The sequence below is a fragment of the Leifsonia sp. CL147 genome, assembly GCF_900114565.1.
Classification (GTDB): Bacteria; Actinomycetota; Actinomycetes; order Actinomycetales; family Microbacteriaceae; genus Leifsonia.
Window position 1 is genome coordinate 37,021 of record NZ_FOTM01000016.1, and the last position, 15,855, is coordinate 52,875.

Sequence of the window (15,855 nt, forward strand, 5' to 3'; positions counted from 1 at the left end):
GCTGCTAATCGTGGTGGCGGTCGTGTGTTTCTCGCTTGTGGGGTGTACCGGGCTGTTCACGAAGAGCATCGGATGGGTCGGCGGGACGTTCTGGAACGAGAGGAAACACATTCAGAAAGACATTGAGGGCATGACCCTGCGATTGTTTCCTGATGGGACGGGTTCCGCTCACGGTCTTCCCCGCGGGCATCAGAAGACGGCGAACAACATTTGTATCGAGGTGACGAGCGAGGATCGCTATTCCGGTGACGTGACGTGGCAGGAGGTCAACGATCACCAGTTCGAGATATCGTTCCCGGGGTCGAAGTACACGGTCGCCAACGCCACGGGAAAGTTCGTTCCGGATTGGGCCGAGGTGCGCATCTACACGTGCAACTGGGGCGGCGAGTATTGGTCTTTGAAGAGCGCGGACTGATCCTGGCTGGTACGCCGCATCTCATCAGGTGTTCACTGTGTAGCCACGCGAGTGTTGGTACGACTCGACCAAAACCCGAAGGCAGCGCGCCAGCGGGTCCGTCCAGCTGCAACCGCGACCCGTCTGTTCAGCGCGCGGGCATGAACCGCGACCCTCAGGAGCGACGGGCGGGGGTCGGTGTCGGCCGCGAGGACGATCAGCCCGTCGACATGCCGGCCGAGGAGTGCGTTCAGGTGGTACTGCATCCGGATGGCGTCGCCGCGCGCATCGCAGGGGAACACGGACATGCGGCCACCGCCGTCGCCGGCTGGTTCGACGCCGAGCCCGACCTGCGGTTCGAGCCGTTCGAGCGTTTCGCCGAGCTCACCGAGCCGGAGCACGCAGCGGCGACGTGGGAGCACATCGCCCGGAGCCCCTCCGCCTCGATCGAGAAGGCCCGGCGCCTGCTCGGCTACGAGCCGGCGTACACCAGCCTGCGGGCGGCGGCCGAGGCGCTGCACTGGCTGATCGAGGACGGTCAGGTGGAGACCGGAGGACGTGGCGTGCCCGAGCGCTACCGGTAGGCTGGCCTCGTGCTTCTCTCCGATCGCGACATCAAAGCCGAGCTGGGTGCCGGGCGGATCGCCCTGGAGCCGTACGAGCCGGAGATGGTCCAGCCGTCGAGCATCGACGTGCGCCTCGACCGCTTCTTCCGCCTGTTCGACAACCACAAGTACCCCTTCATCGACCCGGCCGAGGATCAGCCCGAGCTGACCCGGTTCGTCGAGGTGGATGCGGACCAGCCGTTCATCCTGCATCCCGGTGAGTTCGTGCTCGGGTCGACGTTCGAGATGGTCAGCCTGCCCGACGACGTGGCAGCACGGCTCGAGGGCAAGAGCTCGCTCGGCCGGCTGGGACTGCTCACCCACTCCACCGCCGGGTTCATCGACCCGGGGTTCTCGGGCCACGTCACGCTGGAGCTCAGCAATGTGGCTACGCTCCCGATCAAGCTGTGGCCGGGCATGAAGATCGGCCAGATGTGCTTCTTCCGCCTGTCGTCGGCCGCCGAGCGTCCGTACGGCTCGGCCGAGTACGCCTCCCGGTACCAGGGACAGCGCGGGCCGACGGCCTCCCGGTCGCACCTCAACTTCCACCGCACCGACGTCACCAGCACGGAGGCGGGTCGCCCGGCCTGATCCGCATCCATCCCGGCACTGTCCTCCACCAGAAGAGGGGCACCATGAGCGAGACCACCGACGCGGCCTTCGCGCGGGCCCTCATCAGCAGCGGCCCGATGGCGCACAACCCGCAGCGGATGCAGCTGTTCGGCCGGCTCGTCGGCAGCTGGAGCGCCGACGTCCGCCTGCTCGACGAGGACACCGGCGCGTGGCGCGAATCCGTCAACGAGTGGATCTTCGCCTACACCCTCGGCGGCCGCGCGGTGCAGGACGTCCTCGTCATCCGCGACGACACCGATCCCGAGGGACGCCAAGGCCGCGGCTCGACGATCCGCGTCTACGACACCGCCCTCGGCGCCTGGCGCGTCAGCTGGTTCGGAGCGGAGGCGGGCGACTTCTGCACCCTCGTCGCGACACCGCACCGGCGCGACGGGATCCGGCAGGACGGCACGCAGACCGACGGCCGCCCCATCCGCTGGAACTTCTCCAACATCACCGAGGACTCGTTCGAGTGGGACGGCTGGGTCTCCGACGACGAGGGACGCACGTGGTGGCTCGAGCAGCACATCGACGCCACCCGCACGGGATGAGGGAGGGCTGGTGTTCGACGACTTCGACGCGCCCGAGCTCGACCGCACGGTCTGGCTCCCGCACTACCTGCCTGCCTGGAGCTCGCTGGCCGGGAGCCGGGCGAGCTACCTCATCCACGACTCCCACCTCGAGCTGAGCATCCCGCCCGAGCAGGGGCTCTGGTGCCCGGGGGAGCACCAGCCGCCGCTGCGGGTCTCCGGGCTGCAGACGGGCAACTTCTCCGGCCCGGCCGGCTCGACCGCCGGGCAGCAGCCGTTCCGCGAGGGGCTGCGCGTCCGGGAGGCGCAGGAGGAATTCCGCGGCTGCCTCCTCGAGCACGGAACGGTGGGGATGCGCGCCTCGCTCTACCTGGGCACGCGGTCGATGGCGTCGCTCTGGCTGATCGGTTTCGAGGACCAGCCGCAGCGCAGCGGCGAGATCTGCGTGATGGAGGTGTTCGGGCGCGACGTCGGCGAGGAGGAAGCGCTCGTCGGGATGGGCTTCCACGCGTTCCGCGATCCGCGGCTGACGGAGGACTTCGAGAAGGTCCCGCTGCCCATCGACGTGACCGAACCGCACGCGTACGAAGTGAGCTGGGACGGTGAGGAGGCGACCTTCCGGGTGGATGGCCGGGTGGTGCGGATGCTCGACGACCCGCCGCAGTATCCGCTCCAGGTCATGCTGGCGGTGTTCGACTTCCCGGATGGGAGCGACCCGGCAAGCGGCGGTTTCGTGCCGACGCTCTCTGTCGACCGGGTCTGGGCGCACTGACGAAGACCCCGCCGATACACCAGTGGATGCAGGCGGCGGCATATGCGCCGGGTTAGTTATCCACAGTTCATTACACAGGTGGAAAATAGTGAGTCCGGCTCACAGCTGACCCGAAGCTTCGGCGCCCCGGTCGGCGTAGAGAGCGGGAAGCTGCAGCGTCAGCCAGGGGCTGAACGCCCACGGGGTCGCCTCCACCGCGGCCAGGAGCGGGCGGGGATCCACCCACGTCCACTCGGCGACCTCCTCCGCCGACGGCGCGAGCTCGCCGACGACGGTCGCCGTGTAGACCGGGCAGACCTCGTGCTCGACGACGCCTGCCGCATCCACCGCCCGGTACCGGAAGTCGGGAAGCACCAGCGCGAGGTTGTCGATCTCGGCGCCGAGCTCGTCCGCCGCGCGGCGCCGCACGGCATCCTCGCTGCGCTCACCGGGCGCGGGATGCCCGCAGAACGAGTTCGTCCAGACGCCCGGCCAGGTGGCCTTGCCGAGGGCGCGGCGGGTGACCAGGAGCCGTCCCTCCCCGTCGAAGAGGTGGCAGGAGAAGGCGAGGTGCAACGGCGTGGATGCCGTGTGCACGCTCGCCTTGTCCGCCGTGCCGATGGGCGTGCCGTCCTCGGCGAGCAGCACGACCTCTTCGCGGGGTGGGGTCATGCCTCCATCTTAGGTTCGCCCTCCGCGGGGGAGTCCGGGGCGTGGGGGAAGTCCGGGGAGTGGGGGCTGTCCGATGCGTCGGGGCGTGCGTCGGGGGTCGGGCCGGGAGTGTCCGGGGAGTCGGGGCGTGCGTCGGGGGCCGGGCCGGGAGTTGCGCCGGGGACCGGGTCCGGTCCTGCTCCGGGCTCGTTCGCGTCCTCGGTGCCCGGCTCGTTCGGGTCCTTGGTTCCGGGCTCGTTGCCGGTCGCATCCTCGGGCTGTTCGTCGGTCTGCACCGGGCGAAGGCCGAGGTTGCGGGCCATCGCCTGGAGCGTTGCCATCGTGGTGGCGTAGTCGTCTTCGGCGATACCGTTCATGAGCCCCTCCCGCACCGCGGTGACGCGCTCCAGGGCGGCGTCGTGGGCGGCGCGTCCCTCGTCCGTCAGGGTCGCCCGGTCGCCGTCGAACCACACCCAGCCGCGCTCGACGAAGTCGGCGAGGATGCGCTCGATCCGGTGGATGCGGTGGATACGGTGGTCGCCGCGGTGGCCCCGGCCGCCCTGATGGCCCCGACGGAACCGGCGCGGGTCGCAGTCGAACGGATGCCAGCCGCCGTGGCCGTAACCGTGGCCGCCGAAGGGTGCTCCGCCCGGGAAGGGGCCGCCGAATCCGCTGGGGAAGTGGCTCTCGAACCCGCCCGGGACGTGACCGGGAAACGTGCGGCTGAACGCGCCGGGGAGGTGGCCGGGGTAGGGGCCGCCGAATCCGCCGGGGAAGTATCCGGGGAAGGGCACGCCGCTGCCCGCGAAGGGTCCGGCGAACGGGTGGCCGCCGTGGGAGGGACCGAACGGCCTCGGCGAAAACGCCCCGGGGGAGGCCTGGCCGGCCCGGGCCGCTCCGAAGGTGTAACCGCGGTCGAAGCCGTGCTCGTAGCCGCGCTCGAACGCGTTCTCGACGCCGAGGTGAGCGGCGTGACCGTCGTGATGGTGCGCGTGGCCGTGGAACTGGTGGTCGGCGAGCTCGTGTTCACGGTGGTCGTGGTCGTAGAGCTCGTGATTGTGATCCGCGTGGTCCGCGTCCGGGCCGGGACGCTGACCGTCCGTCGGGGAGCCCGAACCGGTCGGGCGCTCGTCCCGCGGTTCCTGGTCGCGCCATCCGGGGCGGCCGTGACCGCCGGGCGTGAACCCGGGCCGGAGGTCGCTGTAACGGGGGCCGCCGTCACGAGGGTCGCCGTAGCGTTGCCCATACCCGCGGTGGCCGTATTGGCCGTATGCGCCGTATTGACTGTATGCGCCGTAGCCTCCGCCGTGGGCGTGGTGTTCGCATCCATGGGCGCGTCGGGGGTCCTCGTGGACGTCGCCACGCTCGCCGCGCTCGGCGGCATCGCTGTTCGCGGCGGCGGGGTCTCGGTTGCTGTTGCGTCCGTGGTCGTTGTGCCGGTCGTGGTCGTTGTGCTGGTCGCGGTCGCCATCGTGGCGCCGGTCGCGGTCGTGCAGCCGGTCGCCGTCGTGGTGGCGATCGCGCCCGCTGTCGCCGTCGTGGTGGCGGTCGCGCCCGCGGTCGCCGCGGTGCGGCAGCTTCTCGCCGAATTCGGCGGCGGACGCCGGAGACGCGGCGAGTGTGTGCAGGATGCGCCAGCCTCCACGGCGCAGTCCCTGGTCGGCGAGCGCTTCGCGCATCCGCTCGTGCAGCCGGCCCTCGATCACGCCGAACCAGTATCCGGGCGGCGTCTGCGTGGAGTCATCGATGTTCGTCATCGGGAACTCCTCCTCTCATTACATGTACTCTTACAAGTAAATGTATAGTTACATGCATGAACACCGGAGGTCAAGCAGATCCGCCGATTCCGCCAGAAGCGGACATCGTCGCCATGATCGAGCATGCGCTGCTCGCCGTCCGCCGGGACCAGTCCCGCCGACGGCCGCCCTGGGCCGACGGCTCACCCCGCGGCCACGACGGCGCCCACCCGCACGGTCACCACGGACCGTGGGGCGGCGGTCCTTTCGGCGGCGCATCGCCAACGGGGGGGCCGTTCCCCGCCGGCCATTCAGAAGCGGGCCCGCACACGGGCGGCGGACCGTTCGGCGGCGTTCCGTTCGGAGGCGGACCGTTCGGCGGCGGGCCGTTCGGAGGCGTTCCGTTCGGCACCCCGCCCTTCGGCGACTCCGCACGTCCGGGACCGGGGCGCCGAGGCCGCGACGGATCCCTCGGCCGCATCGCGCGCGTCCGCATGCTGGAGGCGCTGGAGGGGGCGGAGTCCGACGGACGCAGCCTGTCCGTGAGCGGCGTCGCGGAGGCCATCGGCGTCGACCAGCCGCGCGCCAGCCGGCTGGTTCAGGAGGGCGTGGAGCGTGGCGTGGTCCGGCGCGTGCCCGACCCGTCCGACGCCCGCAGGGCGCTCATCCAGCTGACGAAGGCCGGCCGGGCGCAGCTTCAGGAGCTGCGGACGCACCGGCGCTCGGCGGTCGAGGCGGCGCTCGCCGGCTTCTCCCCCGAGGAAGCGCGCACCTTCGCCGAACTCTTCGACCGCTTCGTCCGCGCGTGGCCGCGGCCGGGCCCTGGTCCCGAGTCCGGACCCGGTCCCGAAGCGGAACCCGGTCCCGAGTCGGGACCCTCGGCCGAGTCGGGACCCTCGGCCGAGTCCGGACCCGCTCCCGAGTCCGGACCTGGTCCCGAGTCCGGAGTCGGAGCCGGTCCCGAGTCCGGAGCCGGACCCGGTCCCGAGTCCGGACCCGGTCCCGAGTCCGGACCCGGTCCCGAAGCGGAACCCGGTCCCGAGTCGGGACCCTCGGCCGGCGCGGGCTCCTGACGCCGAATCCCGCGCCCGTTGGTGCATCCGGTCGCCGGCGGTGGTACCTTCCGGTGGGCCGACGTGGAGGGGACACGATGTCGAGAGCACGGATGGAAGCGTTCAGCGATGGGGTTCTCGCGGTCGCCATCACGCTGCTCGTGCTGGACCTGCACGTCCAGCCGACCTCCGGGGGACACCTCCTGGGCCAGCTGCTCGCAGCATGGCCGTCCTTCGTGGCGTTCCTGGTGAGCTTCGTCGTCATCGGCGTCATCTGGGTGAACCACCACGCGATCGTGCGGCTGGCCGACTCCGTCGACAGATGGCTGCTCTTCGCGAACCTGCTGTTGCTGCTGTTCGTCACGACGCTGCCGTTCGCCTCCTCGACGCTGTCCGGCGCGATCGCGGAAGGCGACGCCGCCGACATCCGGGTGGCAGCGGCGGTCTACGGCGGGGTCATGACCGGGATGGCGGTCGCCTTCACGCTGCTCTACGGACGCATCACCTCCATGCTGGTGGCCTCGGGCGCGATGGATCAGCGTGCCCGACGTGCCCGGATGCTCCGGTTCAGCGCCGGCGTGCTCCTCTACCCGCTCATGACGGTCATCGGCCTGTTCTACGCCCCCGCGATGCTGGCCGCCTTCGCCGCCCTCAGCATCTACTACCTCTTCAACCAGACCGGCGTCTCCGACAACTGACCCGGCCCGTCCGCCTCCGGTAGCCTCCGGTCCGCGTCCCGTCCGCGTCCCGTCCGCCTCTCCCGTCCGCCTCTCCCGTCCGCCTCTCCCGTCCGCCTCTCCCGTCCGCCTCCCCCGCCGACCCTCCCGTCGGCGACTGCGCCCCCTCGTAACGTATGCCGCGCGTCGAGCAGCCGCATTCGTTACGAACCACTGCACTCGCACCGCGACCGGTCGGTCGGCGCTTGCGCCCTCACGGGATGCCGCGCTCGCAGCCCGACCCGTCGGTTGGTGACTGCGCCTCCTCGTAAGGTATGCCGCGCGTCGAGCAGCCGCATTCGTTACGAACCACCGCACTCGCGGCGCGACCGGTCAGTCGGCGCCTGCGCCTTCTTGTAACGTATGCCGCGCGTCGAGCAGCCGCATTCGTTACGAACCACCGCACTCGCGGCCCGACCGCCGCGCCCGCCGCGCCCGCCGCGCCCGCCGCGCCCGCCGCGCCCGCCGCGCCCGCGACGGGTCAGGGCGCGGAGACCGACCGGCGCGGGGCCCGGACCGGCAGCAGCAGCGCGAGCCCGACCGCCAGCACCAGCACGATCGCCAGGATGCCCCAGAACTGCGCGCCTCCCACCGCGACGAACACCGCGAACAGCGTCGGAGCGAGGAACGAGACGGCCCGGCCGGTCGTCGCGTACAGGCCGAACACCTCACCCTCCCGCCCGGCCGGCGTGACCCGCGCGAGGAAGGTCCGGCTGGCGGACTGCGCGGGTCCGACGAACAGGCAGAGGACGAGTCCTCCGACCCAGAACGCCGCCGCCCCGAGATCATGGGTGAAGAACACGGCCAGCCCGGCGACGATGAGCCCGGCCAGCGACGTGACGATGACGGTCTTCGGCCCGAACCGGTCGTCCAGGCGCCCGGACAGGAGCGTGCTGACGCCGGCCACGACGTTCGCTGCGATCGCGAAGACGATCACTTGGCCGCTGGTGAACCCGAAGGTGCCCTGCGCGAGGATGCCGCCGAACGTGAAAACGCCGACCAGCCCATCCCGGAACAGCGCCGACGCGATCAGGAACAGCACGGTGTTACGGCTCTCCTTCCACAGCCGCCCGACGTCGCGCACCAGCACCGCGTACGAGGCGAAGAATCCCACCCGCGGCGTCCGCGCGTTCGGCGGGATCTCGGGCACGGTGAACAGGACCGGGAGCGAGAAGATCAGCGTCCACGCCGCCGCGATGAGAGCGATGATGCGGATGTTGAAGCCGCCCGCCTGGGGGACGTGCAGCAGCCCGCCCTCGCCCGTCACCATCCCGAAGTACACGATGAGCAGCAGCACGATGCCGCCGAGGTAGCCGGCGCCCCAGCCGAAGCCGCTCACCCGGCCGACCGTCTTCGGCGTCGATACCTGCACCAGCATCGCGTTGTAGTTGACCGTCGCGATCTCGTAGAAGACGGTCCCGATGGCGACGAGTGCCACGCCGAACAGGAAGTACGACGGCTCACCCACCACGAAGAACATCAGGGCGGTGACGACGACGACCATCCCGGTGTTGATTCCCAGCCAGAGCTTCCGCCGGCCGGTGCCGTCCGTCCGTTGGCCGAGCACGGGCGCGAGCAGCGCGACCACGGCGCCCGCGATCCCCACGCCCCACGCCAGCCCGCTCGACAGCACCGCGACGGCCGCGGCGTAGGCGACATGGGCGTGTCCGGTGGAGGCGGTCTCCGCGTTGCGCGCCGCGACGATCGCGGGATCCACGAACAGGCTGCTGGTCAGGTACACCGTGAAGACGAAAGTGGTGATGACGGCGTTGAACGCGGCGCCGCCCCAGTCCCACAGCGCCCAGGACACCACCCACCGGCGGGGGATGCGGCGGTCGGTCGCGCTGTCCGCGAAGAGCGGGCTGGCCGGGCTCACCAGGGCGTCATCGCCCGCGCCCAGTCCCGGAACCTCGGTCGTCATGCCCTCACCCTAGAGCGCAGTACGTCGATGTCCCCACGACAACGCCGCCGGGACCGTGCAGGCTCGGACTTGAGGACGGTGTCCGCAACGATTGCGGCGCCGGTCCGCTGCCCTAGGCTGGCGGCACACCGACGACGGAGGTTCCGTGACAACAGCCAGCATCGCCCCGAACCCGTACGGATGGGTCCGCCACGTGGTGGCCCGCCTGGTCATCGGAGCGCTGATCGCCGCCGCCCTGATCGGCGTCTACGCGGTGGTCCTCGGCCGCTTCGACGAGACGTGCTGGCGGCTCATCGGCACGGTCGCCCTCTTCGTCTTCGTCGCCCTGATCTCCTGGTACGACGCCGATATCTCCGCTCGCCGCGCCGCCTGGTTCGGCGCGGTGAGCGTGGTCACCTCCGTGTACCTGTTCGGCGTCGGCCTGTGGAAAGTGTGGTCGCCCACCTGGCAGATCGACGACCGCGGCGGTCCCGCCTGGTACGCCCCCTGGTGGGAGCCGTTCGCCTGGTTCCTGCTCGTGCTCGTCACCCGCGCGGGGCTGCTGCACATCCACCTGGTGCTGAACACCCAGCGCCGGTTCACCGGCCCCCTCATGAGCAAGGTGACCGTCGCCACCCTCGCGCTCGTCGGACTCCTCACCGCGGGCCTGTCGCTGCCGCTCATCTGGACCCGCGTCGACTTCGGCGAGACGTACTGGCGCCTGCTGGCGGTGGTGGCGATTCTGGATGCGCTGGGCACGGTCCTCATCCCGCTCACGTACTCGCTCTTCGGGCCCAAGCGCCAGCATCCCGCGCCCTTCGCGCCGCCTGCGGCCTTCGCGCCGCCTGCGCCCTTCGCGCCGCCTGCGCCCTTCGCGCCGCCTGCGCCCCTCTCGCCTCCTGCGCCCCTCTCGCCGCAGCCCGCGCCCTTCGAGCGGCAGTCTGCGGCCTTCGCGCCGCAGCCCGCGCCCTTCGCGCCGCAGCCTGGGGCCTTCGCGGCGGATCCGGCGGGGACCTTCCCCAGCCCGGCTCCGTTCGAGCCCTCTCGCTCGCCCGGCCCGTCCGTATATTCATCGTCCGCCCCGGCGGCCGGCGGAGCCGATCCTGCGGCGCCATCCGTCTCCCCGTATCCGCGTCTCGACGCTCAGGGCGGACTCCGCCTCGAATGGCCTCGCTACATCAACGGCACACCGCTCCCGGCGCGCCCGGACGGCTCTCCCGACTTCACCGGCGTCGCCGGCTACTGACCCGCTCCGTCGCCGTCACATCCTCAGCGGAGGGACCCACTTCCCGTCGCCCCCCACTTCTTCGTCGAAGTGCTCGTCGTTGCAGGCGACACGCCGGACGGCCCTGCAACAACGAGCACCTCGGCGGAGGTGCGGAGGGGTCGCAGGGAAGGAGGGGGCGGAGGGACGGAGGGACGGAGGGACGGACGGAGCGGGCGGACACCCCCACTTCTTCGCCGAAGTGCTCGTCGTTGCAGGCGACACGCCGGACGGCCCTGCAACAACGAGCACCTCGGCGGAGGGACGGAGGGACGGAGGGGCGGAGGTGCGGAGGGGTCGCAGGGAAGGAGGGGGCGGAGGGACGGAGGCGCGGGTACCCCGCACCCCGCCCGACGCCGAGCTGGTCGCGGTCACCGTGCCCGACCCCGCACCCCCGACCCCGCGCGCAGCTCAGCGAGCGGCAGGCAGGCTGTACACCGTCCCGCTGTGATCGTCGCCGCGCACCTGGCGGTGCAGGTTCTCCATGGTGACGTCGAGCTGGTTCGCCGTCACCGCGGCCGCCGTCAGGTCGCGCAGCAGACCCGCCGGGACCTCGCCGTCGTACTTGTAGTAAATCTTGTGCTCGAGGCTGGCCCAGAAGTCCATGGCGACCGTCCGCAGCTGGATCTCGACCGGCACCAGCACCGGACCGTCGCTGAGGAACACCGGCACCTCGACGATGACGTGGAGGCTCTTGTAGCCGTTGGGCTTGGGGTGCGCGATGTAGTCCTTCAGGCGCAGCACCCGCACATCCTCCTGGGCGGTGAGCAGGTCGAACACGCGGTAGACGTCCGATACGAAGCTGCAGACGATGCGGATGCCGGCGATGTCGGTGATCGCCTCGCGGATGGCGTCGAAGCTCGGCTCGCAGTTCTTCCGGATCACCTTCTGCTCGATGCTCTCGGGCGACTTGAGACGGCTGGCGATGTGCTCGATCGGGTTGTAGTCGTGCAGTTCGGCGAACTCCTCGCGCAGGATGCTCACCTTGGTCGAGATCTCGTCGATGCCGAACTTGTACGGCATGATGAACCGCGCGAAATCGTCCCGGAACGCCTGCACCTCGCTCAGCGTGGCGGGGTCGATGCTCTGAAGCGCCTCGATGGCGCGGGTCGAGAGGAGCGGCGCGGCGACGGGGTCCGTTTCCATGGATCCGACGCTAGCGACGGTGCTTGTGCGGTCGGTGTGAATCGCGACCCGGACGGCACACCGGATGCAGGGACGGCACACCGGATGCCCGGACGGAACACCGGATGCCCGGACGGCACAGGGAATACCACCCCACCCTCCAAAGTTGAGTCACGTGTACTCAAGTTTGAGGTCCGGCGTCTTGACACCATCCCGCGTGGATGACAGTCTTGAGTCGTCGAGGCTCAAGTCTTGACCGCAGACTTTCACGGCATCCAGCCAGCAACAAAGGAGAGAAGCACACATGTCACGTGCAGTAGGTATCGACCTCGGAACCACGAACTCCGTCGTCTCGGTGCTCGAGGGCGGCGAGCCCACGGTCATCGCGAACGCGGAGGGCTTCCGCACCACCCCGTCGGTGGTCGCCTTCACCAAAGACGGCGAGGTCCTCGTCGGCGAGACCGCCAAGCGCCAGGCGGTGACCAACGTCGACCGCACGATCTCGTCGGTGAAGCGCCACATGGGCACCACCTGGACCCAGGAGATCGACGGCAAGAAGTACACCGCCCAGGAGATCTCGGCCCGCATCCTGCAGAAGCTGAAGCGCGACGCGGAGCAGTACCTCGGCGACACGGTCACCGACGCGGTCATCACGGTTCCCGCGTACTTCAACGACGCCGAGCGCCAGGCCACCAAGGAGGCCGGTGAGATCGCGGGCCTCAACGTGCTCCGCATCATCAACGAGCCCACCGCCGCGGCGCTCGCCTACGGACTCGACAAGGGCAAGGAGGACGAGCTCATCCTCGTCTTCGACCTCGGTGGCGGCACCTTCGACGTCTCCCTGCTCGAGGTGGGTAAGGACGACGACTTCTCCACCATCCAGGTCCGCGCCACGGCCGGCGACAACCGTCTCGGCGGCGACGACTGGGACCAGCGCGTCGTGGACTGGCTGATCAAGCGGTTCAAGGACAGCACGGGGGTCGACGTCTCCAAGGACAAGATCGCTCTGCAGCGCCTGAAGGAGGCCGCTGAGCAGGCCAAGAAGGAGCTGTCGTCGAGCATGTCGACCAGCATCCAGCTGCCCTACCTCTCGCTGACCGAGAACGGCCCGGCCAACCTCGACGAGACGCTCAGCCGCGCCCAGTTCGAGCAGATGACCAGTGACCTGCTGGACCGCACCAAGAAGCCCTTCCAGGACGTCATCCGCGAGGCCGGCATCAAGGTCTCCGACATCGCCCACGTGGTGCTCGTCGGCGGCTCGACCCGCATGCCCGCCGTCTCCGAGCTCGTGAAGCAGGAGACCGGTGGCAAGGAGCCCAACAAGGGCGTCAACCCGGACGAGGTCGTCGCCGTCGGCGCCGCCCTGCAGGCCGGTGTCCTGAAGGGCGAGCGCAAGGACGTCCTCCTCATCGACGTCACCCCGCTGTCCCTCGGCATCGAGACCAAGGGCGGGATCATGACCAAGCTCATCGAGCGCAACACGGCCATCCCGACCAAGCGCAGCGAGACCTTCACCACGGCCGACGACAACCAGCCGTCCGTCGCGATCCAGGTCTTCCAGGGCGAGCGCGAGTTCACCCGCGACAACAAGCCGCTCGGGACGTTCGAGCTGACCGGCATCGCCCCGGCGCCCCGTGGTATCCCGCAGATCGAGGTCACCTTCGACATCGACGCCAACGGCATCGTGCACGTGTCCGCGAAGGACAAGGGCACCGGCAAGGAGCAGTCGATGACCATCACCGGCGGCTCGAGCCTGCCGAAGGAGGACATCGAGCGGATGGTGCGCGAGGCCGAGGAGCACGCGGCCGAGGACAAGAAGCGCCGCGAGTCCGCCGAGACCCGCAATCAGGCGGAGCAGCTCGTCTACTCGATCGAGAAGCTGATCAAGGACAACGAGGACAAGCTCCCTGAGGACGTCAAGAACGAGGTCCAGGGCGACGTGGACGGCCTGAAGACCGCTCTCGCCGGCGACGACGACGAGGCGGTGAAGACCGCGTTCGAGAAGCTCAGCTCCAGCCAGCAGAAGCTCGGCGAGGCGATCTACTCGTCGGCGCAGGCCTCGCAGGGATCGGAGGCTCCGGCCGGTGACGCCGGCGAGGGCCAGCCGTCCGGCGCGTCGTCCTCCGACGACGAGGACGTCATCGACGCCGAGGTCGTCGAAGACGAGGAGAAGAAGTAACGATGTCGGACCAGAACGGAGGCTCCCAGGAGCCGGAACGCGAGGAGCCGGTCGTCCGCGACAAGCGGAGGATCGACCCCGAGACCGGGAAGGTCCGGCAGCCGGAGGGTGAGCAGAAGCCCGAGGAGGCCGGCGAGCACGACCTCGCACACGAGGAGCTCGTGGACGTCGGACCGGCCGAGAGCGAAGACGAGGAGACCATCCTCAGCGATGACGACCTCGACATCCTCTCCGGGCAGACGACCGCCGAGCAGCTCGCCGCCGAGCGCCTCGCCGACCTCCAGCGGGTGACCGCGGAGTACGCGAACTACCGCAAGCGCACGGAGGCGAACCGCGAGCTCGAACGCGAGCGCGCGGTCGGCGACGCCGTGAAGGGGCTCATCCCGGTGCTCGACGACCTCGAGCGGGCCGAGAAGCACGGCGATCTGGGCGAGGGGTCCGCCTTCACCACGATCGCGGCGAAGCTCCGCACAGCGGTCGAGCGGCTCGGGCTCACGCCGTACGGCGAGAAGGGCGAGCCCTTCGACCCGCAGATCCACGAGGCGATCTTCCAGCAGCCGACCCCCGACGTGACGGCCGACACCGTCGCCGAGGTGGTCGAGACGGGCTACCGCCTGGGCTCGACCATCGTCCGGGTGGCGAAGGTCGTCGTCTCGGTGCCGGCCTGACCCGGAGTGAGCGCGCCGCGGAGCGGCGGGACCACGGTCCCGCCGCTCCGCTCGCGGTGCACGCCGGGTTCGTGCAGACTTCATGCACGGTCCACGACATTATTCACAGAGAACGGAAGGGAGGCGCCCGTGGCTAGCCAGGACTGGTTCGACAAGGACTTCTACAAGGTCCTTGGCGTCTCCAAGGACGTCAGCGACGCAGACCTCAAGAAGACCTACCGCAAGCTGGCGCGCAAGTACCACCCCGACTCCAACCCTGGCGACACCGCCGCGGAGGCGAAGTTCAAGGAGATCAGCGAGGCCTACTCGGTCCTCAGCGATCCCGAGGAGCGCAAGGAGTACGACCAGATCCGCGCAATGGGCTCCGGTGCCCGGTTCACCGCGCCCGGTTCGGGTGCGCAGGGCGGCTTCGACGACGTCTTCGGCGGGATGTTCGGCCAGGGCGGCGGGCAGCGGCAGTACTTCACGAATGCGGGAGGATACCCGCAGGGCGGCGACTTCGACGACGTGTTCGGCGGGCTGTTCGGCAACGGCCGCTTCGGTTCCACGACCGGCGGCTACCGCGGCTACGGCGGACCGACGCGCGGCCGCGACGTGACGGCGCACACGACCATCGACTTCGTCACCGCCACCAAGGGCGAGACGATCACGCTGCAGGCGTCGGACGGCAAGCCGATCAAGGTGAAGATCCCGGCCGGCGTCGCCGACGGCCAGAAGATCAAGCTGCGCGGCAAGGGGCAGCCGAGCCCGGACGGGGGCGAGGCGGGCGACATCGTGCTGACCGTGTCCGTCCGAAAGCATCCCGTCTTCGAGCGCGACGGCCTGAACCTGCGGGTCAACGTGCCCGTGACGTTCACGGAGGCCGCGCTCGGCGCGACCATCGAGGTTCCGACGCTCGGCGGCGATCCCGTCCGGCTGCGCGTGGCGCCCGGGACCCCGAGCGGCCGCGTGCTGCGGGTGAAGGGCCGGGGAGTGGAGACCAGCAAGGGCACCGGCGACCTGCTCGCGGTCGTCCAGGTGGCCGTCCCGTCGCACCTGTCGGGCGAGGCGAAGGAGGCCCTGGAGGCGTTCGCCGCCAAGCTGCCCGAGGAGAATCCCCGCGACGACCTCCTGGCCAAGGCCCGGACCTGACCATGGACGAGAACAGCCAGGTCTTCGTGATCTCGATCGCGGCGGAGCTCGCGGGCATGCACCCGCAGACGCTCCGGCAGTACGACCGGCTGGGACTCGTCAGCCCCAGCCGGACGGCCGGCAAGTCGCGCCGCTACTCGGTGCGCGACATCGCGAAGCTGCAGGAGATCGCGCGCCTCGGCTCCGAGGGCGTGAGCCTGGAGGGCATCCGCCGCATCCTGGAGCTCGAAGACCAGGTGACCGAGCTCCGCGGCCGGGTCCGCGAGCTGGAGGCTGCGCTCGCCGACGAGCTGCTCAACCGCCCGGGCCGCCGCGTGTTCGCGGCCGGCTCCGAGGGCGAGGTCGTGTCGATGCGCGCCGGAACGCGCGTCCGCCGCAGCAACCAGCTCGTCGTCTGGCGTCCCCTGGAGCGCTGACCCCGGCCCGCCGCATCCCGCCAGCCGCATCCCGCCAGTCGCATCCCGCCTGTCGCGTCCCGCCTGTCGCGTCCCGCCAGGGCGCCGAAGTGCTCGCAGTTGCGGCGCGACACGGCGTGTCGGCT

General features: G+C 70.2%; 16 protein-coding genes. 12 read left to right on the top strand and 4 right to left on the bottom strand.

What is annotated here, in order from left to right:
* Window positions 1-10: 10 nt before the first annotated feature.
* The 5 genes from BM287_RS13450 (at window position 11) to BM287_RS13470 (ending at window position 2,913) form a co-directional block, all read left to right on the top strand.
* A complete protein-coding gene (locus BM287_RS13450) occupies window positions 11-415 on the top strand; it encodes a hypothetical protein (protein WP_139230686.1) in 405 nt (134 codons plus the stop codon).
* A gap of 140 nt (window positions 416-555) precedes the next feature.
* Window positions 556-978 (top strand): hypothetical protein, encoded by a 423-nt coding sequence (locus tag BM287_RS18250; RefSeq protein ID WP_090040597.1) that lies wholly within the window; start codon window positions 556-558, stop codon window positions 976-978.
* 9 nt (window positions 979-987) lie between these two features.
* Window positions 988-1,590 carry a dCTP deaminase gene (gene dcd / locus BM287_RS13460; protein ID WP_090040595.1) on the top strand — a complete coding sequence of 201 codons (603 nt, stop codon included), beginning with the start codon at window positions 988-990 and terminating at the stop codon, window positions 1,588-1,590.
* Between the two features lie 44 nt (window positions 1,591-1,634).
* Window positions 1,635-2,162: a hypothetical protein gene (locus BM287_RS13465; protein WP_090040593.1), complete on the top strand. Its 528-nt coding sequence runs from the start codon at window positions 1,635-1,637 to the stop codon at window positions 2,160-2,162.
* Window positions 2,163-2,172: 10 nt separating this feature from the next.
* Window positions 2,173-2,913 carry a glycoside hydrolase family 16 protein gene (locus BM287_RS13470; protein WP_244528281.1) on the top strand — a complete coding sequence of 247 codons (741 nt, stop codon included), beginning with the start codon at window positions 2,173-2,175 and terminating at the stop codon, window positions 2,911-2,913.
* Window positions 2,914-3,012: 99 nt separating this feature from the next.
* On the opposite strand, the gene idi is transcribed toward BM287_RS13470, so the two are convergent.
* Window positions 3,013-3,564 (bottom strand): isopentenyl-diphosphate Delta-isomerase, encoded by a 552-nt coding sequence (gene idi, locus BM287_RS13475; protein ID WP_090040589.1) that lies wholly within the window; start codon window positions 3,562-3,564, stop codon window positions 3,013-3,015.
* On the bottom strand, window positions 3,561-5,300 hold the full coding sequence (locus BM287_RS13480; protein ID WP_090040586.1) for a DUF2339 domain-containing protein: 1,740 nt from the start codon (window positions 5,298-5,300) through the stop codon (window positions 3,561-3,563). The genes idi and BM287_RS13480 overlap by 4 nt, the downstream gene beginning before the upstream one ends.
* Before the next feature lie 56 nt (window positions 5,301-5,356).
* On the opposite strand from BM287_RS13480, the gene BM287_RS13485 reads away from it, so the two are divergent.
* Window positions 5,357-6,352: a MarR family winged helix-turn-helix transcriptional regulator gene (locus tag BM287_RS13485; RefSeq protein WP_244528283.1), complete on the top strand. Its 996-nt coding sequence runs from the start codon at window positions 5,357-5,359 to the stop codon at window positions 6,350-6,352.
* A gap of 77 nt (window positions 6,353-6,429) precedes the next feature.
* Window positions 6,430-7,029 carry a TMEM175 family protein gene (locus tag BM287_RS13490; protein WP_090040584.1) on the top strand — a complete coding sequence of 200 codons (600 nt, stop codon included), beginning with the start codon at window positions 6,430-6,432 and terminating at the stop codon, window positions 7,027-7,029.
* A gap of 499 nt (window positions 7,030-7,528) precedes the next feature.
* Here the strand turns inward: BM287_RS13490 and BM287_RS13495 are convergent, their stop codons facing one another.
* Window positions 7,529-8,968 carry an MFS transporter gene (locus BM287_RS13495; RefSeq protein WP_090040582.1) on the bottom strand — a complete coding sequence of 480 codons (1,440 nt, stop codon included), beginning with the start codon at window positions 8,966-8,968 and terminating at the stop codon, window positions 7,529-7,531.
* Between the two features lie 145 nt (window positions 8,969-9,113).
* On the opposite strand from BM287_RS13495, the gene BM287_RS13500 reads away from it, so the two are divergent.
* Window positions 9,114-10,193 (top strand): hypothetical protein, encoded by a 1,080-nt coding sequence (locus BM287_RS13500; protein ID WP_090040580.1) that lies wholly within the window; start codon window positions 9,114-9,116, stop codon window positions 10,191-10,193.
* Window positions 10,194-10,622: 429 nt separating this feature from the next.
* On the opposite strand, the gene BM287_RS13505 is transcribed toward BM287_RS13500, so the two are convergent.
* The gene (locus tag BM287_RS13505; RefSeq protein WP_090040578.1) at window positions 10,623-11,357 is read right to left on the bottom strand and encodes a GTP pyrophosphokinase; all 735 of its coding nucleotides are present in this window, start codon (window positions 11,355-11,357) and stop codon (window positions 10,623-10,625) included.
* A 283-nt stretch (window positions 11,358-11,640) separates the two neighbouring features.
* Between BM287_RS13505 and dnaK the strand changes: the two genes are divergently transcribed.
* The 4 genes from dnaK to BM287_RS13525 all read left to right on the top strand — a co-directional run bounded on the left by dnaK (window position 11,641) and on the right by BM287_RS13525 (window position 15,730).
* The gene (gene dnaK, locus BM287_RS13510) at window positions 11,641-13,515 is read left to right on the top strand and encodes a molecular chaperone DnaK (protein ID WP_090040576.1); all 1,875 of its coding nucleotides are present in this window, start codon (window positions 11,641-11,643) and stop codon (window positions 13,513-13,515) included.
* A 2-nt stretch (window positions 13,516-13,517) separates the two neighbouring features.
* Window positions 13,518-14,183: a nucleotide exchange factor GrpE gene (locus BM287_RS13515; protein ID WP_090040574.1), complete on the top strand. Its 666-nt coding sequence runs from the start codon at window positions 13,518-13,520 to the stop codon at window positions 14,181-14,183.
* A gap of 129 nt (window positions 14,184-14,312) precedes the next feature.
* The gene (locus tag BM287_RS13520; protein WP_090040572.1) at window positions 14,313-15,314 is read left to right on the top strand and encodes a DnaJ C-terminal domain-containing protein; all 1,002 of its coding nucleotides are present in this window, start codon (window positions 14,313-14,315) and stop codon (window positions 15,312-15,314) included.
* 2 nt (window positions 15,315-15,316) lie between these two features.
* Complete coding sequence (locus tag BM287_RS13525; protein WP_090040570.1) at window positions 15,317-15,730, top strand: heat shock protein transcriptional repressor HspR; 414 nt, start codon at window positions 15,317-15,319, stop codon at window positions 15,728-15,730.
* The last annotated feature ends 125 nt before the right edge of the window (window positions 15,731-15,855 follow it).

Bases quoted from the DNA above. Each gene is read 5' to 3' on its own strand.
- idi (WP_090040589.1), bottom strand. From the start codon at position 3,564: ATGACCCCACCCCGCGAAGAGGTCGTGCTGCTCGCCGAGGACGGCACG.
- BM287_RS13485 (WP_244528283.1), top strand. From the start codon at position 5,357: ATGAACACCGGAGGTCAAGCAGATCCGCCGATTCCGCCAGAAGCGGAC.
- BM287_RS18250 (WP_090040597.1), top strand. From the start codon at position 556: ATGAACCGCGACCCTCAGGAGCGACGGGCGGGGGTCGGTGTCGGCCGC.
- BM287_RS13490 (WP_090040584.1), top strand. From the start codon at position 6,430: ATGTCGAGAGCACGGATGGAAGCGTTCAGCGATGGGGTTCTCGCGGTC.
- BM287_RS13495 (WP_090040582.1), bottom strand. From the start codon at position 8,968: ATGACGACCGAGGTTCCGGGACTGGGCGCGGGCGATGACGCCCTGGTG.
- BM287_RS13480 (WP_090040586.1), bottom strand. From the start codon at position 5,300: ATGACGAACATCGATGACTCCACGCAGACGCCGCCCGGATACTGGTTC.
- BM287_RS13525 (WP_090040570.1), top strand. From the start codon at position 15,317: ATGGACGAGAACAGCCAGGTCTTCGTGATCTCGATCGCGGCGGAGCTC.
- BM287_RS13505 (WP_090040578.1), bottom strand. From the start codon at position 11,357: ATGGAAACGGACCCCGTCGCCGCGCCGCTCCTCTCGACCCGCGCCATC.
- dnaK (WP_090040576.1), top strand. From the start codon at position 11,641: ATGTCACGTGCAGTAGGTATCGACCTCGGAACCACGAACTCCGTCGTC.
- BM287_RS13515 (WP_090040574.1), top strand. From the start codon at position 13,518: ATGTCGGACCAGAACGGAGGCTCCCAGGAGCCGGAACGCGAGGAGCCG.
- BM287_RS13465 (WP_090040593.1), top strand. From the start codon at position 1,635: ATGAGCGAGACCACCGACGCGGCCTTCGCGCGGGCCCTCATCAGCAGC.